At 68.3% G+C, this 9,172-nt stretch carries 12 protein-coding genes; 8 read left to right on the forward strand and 4 right to left on the reverse strand.

Going from position 1 to position 9,172, the window contains the following annotated elements:
* Positions 1–192: 192 nt before the first annotated feature.
* The 3 genes from AB0I10_RS14215 (at position 193) to AB0I10_RS14225 (ending at position 1,230) form a co-directional block, all read left to right on the forward strand.
* Positions 193–432, forward strand: a complete 240-nt coding sequence (locus AB0I10_RS14215; RefSeq protein ID WP_363152713.1) for a chaplin — start codon at positions 193–195, stop codon at positions 430–432.
* A 152-nt stretch (positions 433–584) separates the two neighbouring features.
* The gene (locus tag AB0I10_RS14220; RefSeq protein WP_363152714.1) at positions 585–824 is read left to right on the forward strand and encodes a chaplin; all 240 of its coding nucleotides are present in this window, start codon (positions 585–587) and stop codon (positions 822–824) included.
* Positions 825–993: 169 nt separating this feature from the next.
* Positions 994–1,230 (forward strand): chaplin, encoded by a 237-nt coding sequence (locus AB0I10_RS14225; RefSeq protein WP_363152716.1) that lies wholly within the window; start codon positions 994–996, stop codon positions 1,228–1,230.
* Positions 1,231–1,376: 146 nt separating this feature from the next.
* On the opposite strand, the gene AB0I10_RS14230 is transcribed toward AB0I10_RS14225, so the two are convergent.
* Positions 1,377–2,189: a hypothetical protein gene (locus tag AB0I10_RS14230; protein ID WP_363152717.1), complete on the reverse strand. Its 813-nt coding sequence runs from the start codon at positions 2,187–2,189 to the stop codon at positions 1,377–1,379.
* Between the two features lie 89 nt (positions 2,190–2,278).
* Here AB0I10_RS14230 and AB0I10_RS14235 point away from each other — a divergent pair, with 89 nt between their 5' ends.
* From AB0I10_RS14235 to AB0I10_RS14250, 4 genes are all read left to right on the forward strand, one after another.
* Positions 2,279–3,088 (forward strand): ABC transporter ATP-binding protein, encoded by an 810-nt coding sequence (locus AB0I10_RS14235; RefSeq protein ID WP_363152718.1) that lies wholly within the window; start codon positions 2,279–2,281, stop codon positions 3,086–3,088.
* A gap of 69 nt (positions 3,089–3,157) precedes the next feature.
* Positions 3,158–3,568 (forward strand): NfeD family protein, encoded by a 411-nt coding sequence (locus tag AB0I10_RS14240; protein WP_363152735.1) that lies wholly within the window; start codon positions 3,158–3,160, stop codon positions 3,566–3,568.
* A 106-nt stretch (positions 3,569–3,674) separates the two neighbouring features.
* A complete protein-coding gene (locus AB0I10_RS14245; protein ID WP_363152719.1) occupies positions 3,675–4,607 on the forward strand; it encodes an SPFH domain-containing protein in 933 nt (310 codons plus the stop codon).
* 86 nt (positions 4,608–4,693) lie between these two features.
* Positions 4,694–5,461, forward strand: coding sequence for a sulfite exporter TauE/SafE family protein (locus tag AB0I10_RS14250; protein WP_363152720.1), 768 nt, complete (start codon positions 4,694–4,696; stop codon positions 5,459–5,461).
* Between the two features lie 42 nt (positions 5,462–5,503).
* Here the strand turns inward: AB0I10_RS14250 and AB0I10_RS14255 are convergent, their stop codons facing one another.
* From AB0I10_RS14255 to AB0I10_RS14265, 3 genes are all read right to left on the reverse strand, one after another.
* Positions 5,504–6,010 (reverse strand): HNH endonuclease, encoded by a 507-nt coding sequence (locus tag AB0I10_RS14255; protein WP_363152721.1) that lies wholly within the window; start codon positions 6,008–6,010, stop codon positions 5,504–5,506.
* A gap of 410 nt (positions 6,011–6,420) precedes the next feature.
* The gene (locus tag AB0I10_RS14260; protein ID WP_363152722.1) at positions 6,421–6,960 is read right to left on the reverse strand and encodes a YbhB/YbcL family Raf kinase inhibitor-like protein; all 540 of its coding nucleotides are present in this window, start codon (positions 6,958–6,960) and stop codon (positions 6,421–6,423) included.
* A gap of 41 nt (positions 6,961–7,001) precedes the next feature.
* Positions 7,002–7,784: a sporulation protein gene (locus tag AB0I10_RS14265; RefSeq protein WP_363152723.1), complete on the reverse strand. Its 783-nt coding sequence runs from the start codon at positions 7,782–7,784 to the stop codon at positions 7,002–7,004.
* Positions 7,785–7,972: 188 nt separating this feature from the next.
* Here AB0I10_RS14265 and AB0I10_RS14270 point away from each other — a divergent pair, with 188 nt between their 5' ends.
* Entirely contained in the window at positions 7,973–8,623 is a 651-nt protein-coding gene (locus AB0I10_RS14270) for a DNA-3-methyladenine glycosylase (RefSeq protein ID WP_363152725.1), read from the forward strand.
* The last annotated feature ends 549 nt before the right edge of the window (positions 8,624–9,172 follow it).

Raw genomic sequence — 9,172 nt, forward strand, 5'->3', positions numbered from 1 at the left:
GTTCCGTACGGGGCCTGGGGGTTCGGCGGATCTTCCATACGACAATGCGTCAAGCAGAACGTCGCCCCCCGGTCCGAGATTCATACTGTCGTGTAGACGTAGCCCACACGGCGTATCCCTCTCGCTCCGGAGCCGTTTTCCAGTGCAGTCGTGGCGGACTGGTCACGGCAACGGCAACGAGGAGCAAGAGAAGTGAAGAACATCAAGCGGGTAGCGGCCATCACGATCGCGGCGGGCGGGCTCGCTGTCGCCGGTGCCGGTGTCGCCTCCGCGCACAGCCAGGCCGATGCCACGGCGCTGAACTCTCCCGGCATCGCCTCCGGCAACGTCCTGCAGGTTCCGGTGAAGGTCGGCGCGAACGTCTGTGGCAACTCCGCCACCGTCGTCGGTCTGCTCAGCCCGAACTTCGGCAACACCTGCCAGAACAACTGATCGCAGGCTGCCGCACGATCGGTATGACCCGCGCGACCGCATGATCCGCGCGGCCCGGACCGGCCCCGCCAACTCCTGGACGTGCGGCCGGTCCCCCTCTCCACAGCCACTGATATTCCGGCCCCGTGCCGCCAAGTGAGGAACACGCTTCCATGAACACCGCCAAGAAGGCCGCCCTCGTTCTCGCCGCCACCGGTCTCGCCCTCGGTGCCGCCGCCGGTTCCGCGTTCGCCACCGGCGGCGCGCAGGGCGCGGCCATCGGTTCCCCCGGCATCCTCTCGGGCAACGTCGTGCAGGCCCCGGTGCAGGTCGGCGCGAACGTCTGCGGCGACAGCATCGACGCCGTCACCGTGCTCAGCCCCAACACCGAGAACATCTGCGAGAACAACTGAGGCTGCCACCAAGGATTGAACAGTCCCGCCTGACCGGGGCTGTTCAATCCTCAGGGGAAGATCGGATCGGCCTTGCCGGCTCTGCCCCGTCAGCCCCTGGACGCTCGGCCGATCCCCGCCACACAGCCACCGTCACGTGGCCAGTGTCACCCCCTAAGGAATCCGTTTCATGAACACCGCCAAGAAGGCCGCACTGGTCCTCGCCGCCACCGGTCTCGCTCTTGGTGCCGCCGCCGGTTCCGCGTTCGCCGCGGACGCCGACGGCAAGGCCACCAACTCCCCTGGCGTCGGATCGGGCAACCAGGTCCAGGCCCCCGTGCACGTCCCCGTGAACGCCACCGGCAACAGCGCCAACATCATCGGTGCGCTCAACCCCACCTTCGACAACACCAGCTCGAACGACTGAGGTTGCTCGACCCCATACCGAACAGCCCTGCCTGTGACCAGGGCTGTTCACCCCGAGGGGAACGCCGGGACCGCATCTCCCCTCCCAAGGCCCCGCCGACCGCGCTGCGGTACGGCGGGGCCTTCTCCGTCCGGGCCCCGCCCCCTTCACCCCCGGCGCCGCTCCCGCTCCTCCACCGCGGAGTTGTACGCCGCCACCTGCGCCCGCCGGGCCGTACGCTCCACCGGCCGCAGCGCCTCGGCACGGGCCGCGATCTCCGACGAGCTCACCGCACCGCCGTGCTCCCTGCCGTCGCCGCCCTGCCGCGCGATGTCGATGAGCGCGCCCACCCGCTGCGCCAGCTCCAATACCCGTACCGCGCGCGGCGGATACCCAGGAGCCAGTACCTGCCGGCCGGCTTCCGCCCGCGCCCGGTACACCTCCAGGGCCGCCTGCGCGATCGGACCGGCCCCGGCCACATCCAGCTTCGAGAGCACCTCGGTCGCGTCCCGCAGCGCCTCCGCCAGCTCCCGCTCCGCCTCGCCCAGCGACGGCACATCGGCGGGCGGCGCGTCCCGCACCGGCAGGCAGTGCCAGACCACCTCCACATGCACATCGGGACCGGTGCCGCCCTCCGGCCCGGCCTCGTATATCTCCGGAACCAGCCCCAGACCGGCCCCCACGGCAAGCACCGCCTCCTCGGCCTCCAGCGCCCGCGCGTTGAATTCCGGCGGGCCGCTCAGCCCCAGCGGATGTCCCGGCGCCGGCAGCGCCACCCGCAGGCCGACGGCCCCGAGCGCCCGCAGCCGCCCCAACGCGAGCGTCAGCCCGACCGGTGCCTCCTCCCCGGGCAGCCCATCCACGCGGTGCACCGCGTCATCGTCCGCGATCCGGTGCGCGGCTTCATCAGGTGAGACAAGTCCGGCCAATAGGGCATTTCCCCATGACGCCAGCCGTCCTGATCGAGGTTCATCCAGCATGGTCCCCAGCCTAGGGAACGGCACTGACAACGAGTGGCGTAGGTTTGCTGGGGGGATGCGCCGGCAGGCGCACGCGACGCCGAGATGCAATGGGAGACAACGCGCTCATGAGCGATGTACTGGAGCTGGTGGACGTATCCGTGGTCCGCGAAGGACGGGCTCTGGTGGAGCAGGTCTCCTGGTCGGTGAAGGAGGGGGAGCGCTGGGTGATCCTCGGCCCCAACGGCGCCGGCAAGACCACCCTCCTGAACGTTGCGTCCAGCTACCTCTTCCCGACCACCGGCAACGCCACGATCCTCGGTGAGCAGCTCGGCAAGGTCGACGTCTTCGACCTCCGCCCGCGCATCGGCATCGCCGGCATCGCACTCGCCGACAAGCTGCCGCGCAGCCAGACCGTCCTGCAGACCGTGCTCACCGCCGCGTACGGCATGACCGCGCACTGGCAGGAGAACTACGAGGACGTCGACGAGCAGCGCGCCCGCGCCTTCCTCGACCGCCTCGGCATGAACGACTACCTCGACCGGAAGTTCGGCACCCTCTCCGAGGGCGAGCGCAAGCGCACCCTGATCGCCCGCGCGATGATGACCGACCCCGAGCTGCTCCTCCTCGACGAGCCGGCCGCGGGCCTCGACCTGGGCGGCCGCGAGGACCTGGTGCGCCGCCTCGGCCGCCTCGCCCGCGACCAGTACGCACCCTCGATGATCATGGTCACGCATCACGTCGAGGAGATCGCCCCCGGCTTCACCCACGTCCTGATGATCCGCCAGGGCAAGGTGCTGGCCGCTGGTCCGCTCGACCTCGAACTCACCTCCAGCAACCTCTCGCACTGCTTCGGCCTGCCGCTGATCGTCGAGCGCAACGGCGACCGCTGGACCGCTCAGGGCCTTCCCCTGTCCTGACCGCCGCTGACCGATCGTGCCCTGTCCCGTGCCGCTTCGCGGATCTACCATGAAGCCGTGGATCCATGGGTGTGGTGGCTGATCGCCGCCGTAGGGCTGGGTATTCCTCTCGTCGTGACCGCGATGCCCGAATTCGGGATGCTCGCGGTCGGCGCCGTCGCCGGTGCCGTCACCGCAGGAGTCGGTGGCGGCACCGTCCTTCAAGTCATCGTGTTCTCCGCCGTATCGGTCGCGCTGATCGCCGTCGTGCGCCCCATCGCCAAGCGCCACCGCGGCCAGGGCCCGCAACTGGCATCGGGAATCGACGCGCTCAAGGGCAAGAGCGCCACGGTCCTGGAACGGGTCGACGCCGATGGCGGCCGCATCAAACTCGCCGGCGAGGTCTGGTCCGCGCGCGCCCTCGACACCGACCAGGTCTACGAACCCGGCCAGCAGGTCGACGTCGTGGAGATCGAAGGCGCCACCGCGGTCGTCATCTGACCTGAACACGCTGCGCGACGAGCCACGACTCTGAAAGACTGATCAACCTGTAAGCCGGTCGACAACGGCCGGCACGGACCAGTGAACGAAGGGTACGGGAGCCGCTGTGGAACCGATCATCATCGTCCTGATCATCCTGGTGGTGCTCGTGTTCATCGCACTCATCAAAACGATCCAGGTCATCCCGCAGGCCAGCGCCGCCATCGTCGAACGCTTCGGCCGCTACACCCGCACGCTCAACGCCGGCCTGAACATCGTCGTCCCGTTCATCGACTCCATCCGCAACCGCATCGACCTCCGCGAACAGGTCGTACCGTTCCCGCCGCAGCCGGTGATCACCCAGGACAACCTCGTCGTCAACATCGACACGGTCATCTATTACCAGGTCACCGACGCCCGTGCCGCGACGTACGAAGTCGCCAGCTATATCCAGGCCATCGAGCAGCTCACCGTCACCACCCTGCGGAACATCATCGGCGGCATGGACCTGGAGCGGACCCTGACCTCCCGTGAGGAGATCAACGCGGCGCTCCGCGGCGTCCTGGACGAGGCCACCGGCAAGTGGGGCATCCGCGTCAACCGCGTCGAGCTCAAGGCCATCGAGCCGCCGACCTCCATCCAGGACTCGATGGAGAAGCAGATGCGCGCCGACCGGGACAAGCGCGCCGCGATCCTCCAGGCCGAAGGTGTCCGGCAGTCCCAGATCCTCACCGCCGAAGGTGAGAAGCAGTCCTCGATCCTGCGCGCCGAGGGTGAGGCCAAGGCCGCGGCCCTGCGCGCCGAGGGTGAGGCCCAGGCGATCCGGGTGGTCTTCGAGTCCATCCACGCCGGAGACCCGGACCAGAAGCTGCTCTCCTACCAGTACCTCCAGATGCTCCCGAAGATCGCCGAAGGCGACGCCAACAAGCTCTGGATCGTGCCCAGCGAGATCGGCGACGCCCTCAAGGGCCTCGGCGGCGCCATCGGCAACTTCAACCCCGCGGGCGGCGGCCTCACGAAGCCCAGCGCACCGAACCGCGAAGCGCCCCCGATCGACTGACGCCCGCACACCCTCGTGCATGATCAGTGGTGGCCCCTCGACCTTCATGGCGGGGAGGCACACCCTGATCATGTGAGGAGATGGCCTTGTCCATCTGGGAAGCAGTCGCAGTCTTCGCAGCCGGCATCGGAGCCGGCACCATCAACACCATCGTCGGTTCCGGAACGCTGATCACCTTCCCCGTGCTGCTGGCCGTCGGCCTGCCACCCGTCACGGCCAACGTCTCCAACACTCTCGGCCTGGTGCCCGGCTCGATCAGCGGCGCCATCGGCTACCGCCGCGAACTCAGCGGCCAGCACCGCCGCGCCCTGCGCTTCGGCGCCGTCGCCCTCATCGGCGGCCTGGCCGGCGCGATCCTGCTGCTCGCACTGCCGTCCAGCGCCTTCGACACGATCGTGCCCGCCCTGATCGCCCTCGCCCTGGTGCTCGTCATCGCACAGCCCCGGCTCTCCGTCGCGCTCCGTGCCCGCCGCGCCCGCAAGGGCACCACCGGACCTCGCGACGGCGGCATCGCCCTGCTCACCGGCCTGCTGCTCGCCAGCATGTACGGCGGCTACTTCGGCGCTGCCCAGGGCGTCCTCTACCTCTCGCTGATGGGCCTGCTCCTCAACGAGGACCTACAGCGTGTCAACGCTCTCAAGAACGTCCTCGCCGCCCTCGTCAACGGCGTCGCGGCGATCTTCTTCCTCTTCGTCGCCGACTTCGCCTGGAGCGCCGTCCTCCTCATCGCCGTCGGCTCGGCCCTCGGCGGCCAGATCGGCGCGACGGTGGGCCGGCGCCTGCCGCCCACCGCCCTGCGCGCCGTCATCGTCGCCGTCGGCCTGGTGGCCATCGTCCAACTCGTCATCAGATAAGGCGAGTTGGGCGATCTTTCCGTTCGGTGATCCGGTACGCGGTCAGGCCGGCAGTGCCGCCAGCCAGTCCGGCAGCTCCTCACGTACGGACACTCCGAGCGCCGAGACCAGCGCATCCGCCGGCGTCGGCTCGAACGGCCGCCGGAGCAGCCGCATCCCCGCCTGCTCCGGCGTACGGTCTGCTTTGCGGTGATTGTCCTCGGCGCAGGAGGCGACGGTATTCAGCCAGGTGTCCCCACCGCCGTGAGACCGCGGTACGACGTGGTCCACGGTCGTCGCCCGCCGGTCGCAGTACGCACACCGGTGCTGGTCCCGCACCAGCACACCCCGCCGCGACCACGCCGCCTGTCTTCGGAACGGCACCCGTACGTATCTGCTGAGCCTGATCACCCGAGGCACCGGCACATCCACCGAAGCGGCCCGGATGCGCAGCCCCGGATGTGCGTGCTCGACCACGGCTTTGTCCTGCATGACCAGCACCACCGCACGCCGCAGCGACACCGTCGACAGCGGCTCGAAGCTCGCGTTCAGAACCAGCGTCTCGCGCATCCCGTCCACCTCCCGGACCCGTTCGCCCCCGTGGCGAATTGGCTCCACTGTGCAGCGGTAGGTATTCCCCGGACAACGCAATTTCCCTCTGCCACAAGGGAAATGGAAAGTGATCGCAAGACGAAGAAGAGGCGATACGAACACGCGCGCGCCGGAATTCCAAGGCGCCGAGCGCGGCAGAAAATGGGTGCGCTCCGGATCCCGCCCCCGTGAACACACGGGATCCGGAGCGAACGGCAGCCGGCGAGGACGTCCGACACGAGTCCGGACTCCGGCGAACGGTGGACGACACACCTGCGCCCCGCCGCTCCCGCCACTGCGGTACCAGCTGCCCGACGGCTTTAGCAGGCCGTCAGCCAGGTACCACTCTGCGTGCGAGGAGCGCCGGGGCGCAACGGAATTACGGGCGTTCAGCCCGCAGCGGGAACCTCGTACTCGGCGATCAGCTGAGCCCGCCCGAGCGCGTGGAACCGCAGTTTGAAACCCACCACCGCAGGCGAGACATCGGCATCAGGACCGAGCTTCTCCTGGTCCACCGCGTACACGGTGAACACATAACGGTGCGGACCGTCCCCGGGCGGAGGCGCCGCGCCACCGAAATCCCGCGTCCCGTAGTCGTTACGGACATGAACGGCCCCCTCGGGCAGCCCCTTCATGTCACCGGACCCGGCGCCGGCCGGCAGCTCCGTCACCGACGCCGGGATGTCGAACAGCGACCAGTGCCAGAAACCACTGCCGGTCGGCGCGTCCGGGTCATAGCAGGTGACCGCATAGCTCTTCGTCCCCGCAGGAGCACCCTCCCACCGCAGCTGCGGCGAACGGTTCCCCTCGGCGTGGACCTGCTCCGGCCGCAGCGTCCCACCCGGCTCCACCTCATCGCTCAGCACCGTGAACTCCGGCACCGGCGGATGGAAATCGTGCGGGAGCGGCCGCCGCTTCAGCTCGGACACTCGATACCTCCTGGTCGCTTGCTGACACCTGTCCGGCCAGGTTAGAGCCAGTTCCGCTGGCCGCCGACCTCCGCCAGCCACTGGTTGAGGTAAGCCGCCCAGTCGGTTCCCTCGAAGTCGTTGAGGCCGACCGTGAACTGCCGGTACGAGTCCGTGCCCCCGGTGAAAAGCCCCGGCTTCTTGTCCATCTCCAGCACCACGTCCATCTCGTGGTCGTCGGCGACGAACGACAGCTCGACCTGGTTCAGCCCGCGGTACTGCTGCGGCGCGTAGAACTCGATCTCCTGGTAGAACGGCAGCTTCTGCCGCGTCCCCCGGATGTGCCCCTGCTCCAGGTCGGCACCCTTGAACCGGAACCCGAGCCGGCCGAACGCGTCCAGAATCGCCTGCTGCGCCGGCAGCGGGTGCACATTCACCGGGTCGAGGTCACCGGAGTCCACCGCGCGGGCGATCGCCAGCTCAGTCGTCACCCCGACGCTCATACCGGTCAGATGCGTCCCCAGGAACGTCGTGATCGGCGTCTCCCACGGAATCTCCAGACCGAACGGCACGGTGTGCGTGGCACCCGGCTGCACCTGGAACGCGCCACCCACCTGCAGCTTGGTGAACTCGATGTCCCGCTTGTGCTCTCCGTCGCTGGTCTCCACCTCGACGCGTGCCTGCAGGCCGACGGACAGCCCCTGGATGTCCTGTGCCACGGATCCGCCCTGGACCCGCACCTCACCCTGCGCGACTCCACCCGGGACGACGTTCTCCTCGAAGAGCACCGTCTCCACCGACGCGCCCCCGGCTCCCATGCTCGCCAGCAGCTTCTTGAACCCCATGCTCGTCCTCCCCAGGCAGAACGCCTGTGCTTTGTATAGCTCGCCGAGATCTCGGCTTGATTCCTACGAATCGGCTTGATTCCTACGAACGCGAAACGGCGCGGGCCGGTTCCACGGCCACACCTTCCCAACCCGGGCACCTCCATGGCCAGCCGCCCGCCCCACCGGCTGCACTACCCTCGGGGCGCATGACCGACGTACCGGAACGTATGCCGCTCACCCGCGACTTCTTCGACCGCCCCGTTCAGGACGTCGCCCCTGATCTCCTCGGCCGCACGCTCGTCCGCAACACTCCCGACGGCCGCATCGAGCTCCGTCTGACCGAGGTCGAGGCATACGACGGCGAGACCGACCCCGGCTCGCACGCCTACCGCGGCCGTACCGCACGCAACGCCGCGATGTTCGGCCCGCCCGGCCACGCGTACGTCTACTTCATCTACGGCATGTGGTTCAGCCTCAACCTGGTCTGCTGCCCTGAGGGCCAGGCGAGCGGGGTCCTACTGCGCGCCGGCGAGATCCTCACCGGTAGGCAGCTGGCATCCGGCCGCCGCCCCAAGGCCCGCAACAGCAACGAACTGGCCAAGGGCCCGGCACGCTTGGCCACCGCCCTCGACATCGACCGCACCCTCGACGGCACCGATCTCTGCACCGGCGGCAGCGCCCCCCTCTCCGTACTGCACGGCCGCCCGGCCGCCTCTGACCAGGTACGCAACGGCCCGCGCACCGGAGTCGGCGGCGACGGGGCCGATCACCCCTGGCGTTACTGGATCTCCGGTGACCCGACCGTCAGTCCGTACCGTCGGCACACCCCGCGTCGCCGCGCGACTTCAGCAACTTGACTCTGCCATGACGACCGCCTAACGTAGCCCGAGCCGCTGGAGACGGGCAGCGCTATCTGCGCAGACCGCCAGGCGGCGAAACCAACCACTACGAACGACTCCCCAATCCGGGGTCCTATTTCGCGTTGCCGAAATTCGATCCCCGCGGCCCGATTATGAGCCGCAGAGGGAAACCGCTAAAGTAGTGACTACGCCGAAAGGCAAACCCATTCGACGGGTTCATCGGAAGTAAATTCGGACCGGAAACGGGACGGACTGAACCTGATAAAGTCGGAAAGGCCGAAAAGCGAAAGCCGGACGGTCCACCCCGCTCCAACAGGGGCCGGAGACGGAAACGGATCTGGTAAGGTTGGAAACGCGAAGAAGCCGAAAGGCCGAATCGCACCGGCGAAATTCAGGACCGCGAGGATCTGATAGAGTCGGAAACGCAAGACCGAAGGGAAGCGCCCGGAGAGCCCGGTACTGAGTCAATCAGAACCGATAAGGCACAAAGGAAGCGTCCGTTCCTTGAGAACTCAACAGCGTGCCAAAAGTCAACGCCAGATATGT

This window comes from Streptomyces sp. NPDC050636, assembly GCF_040654775.1.
GTDB lineage: Bacteria > Actinomycetota > Actinomycetes > Streptomycetales > Streptomycetaceae > Streptomyces.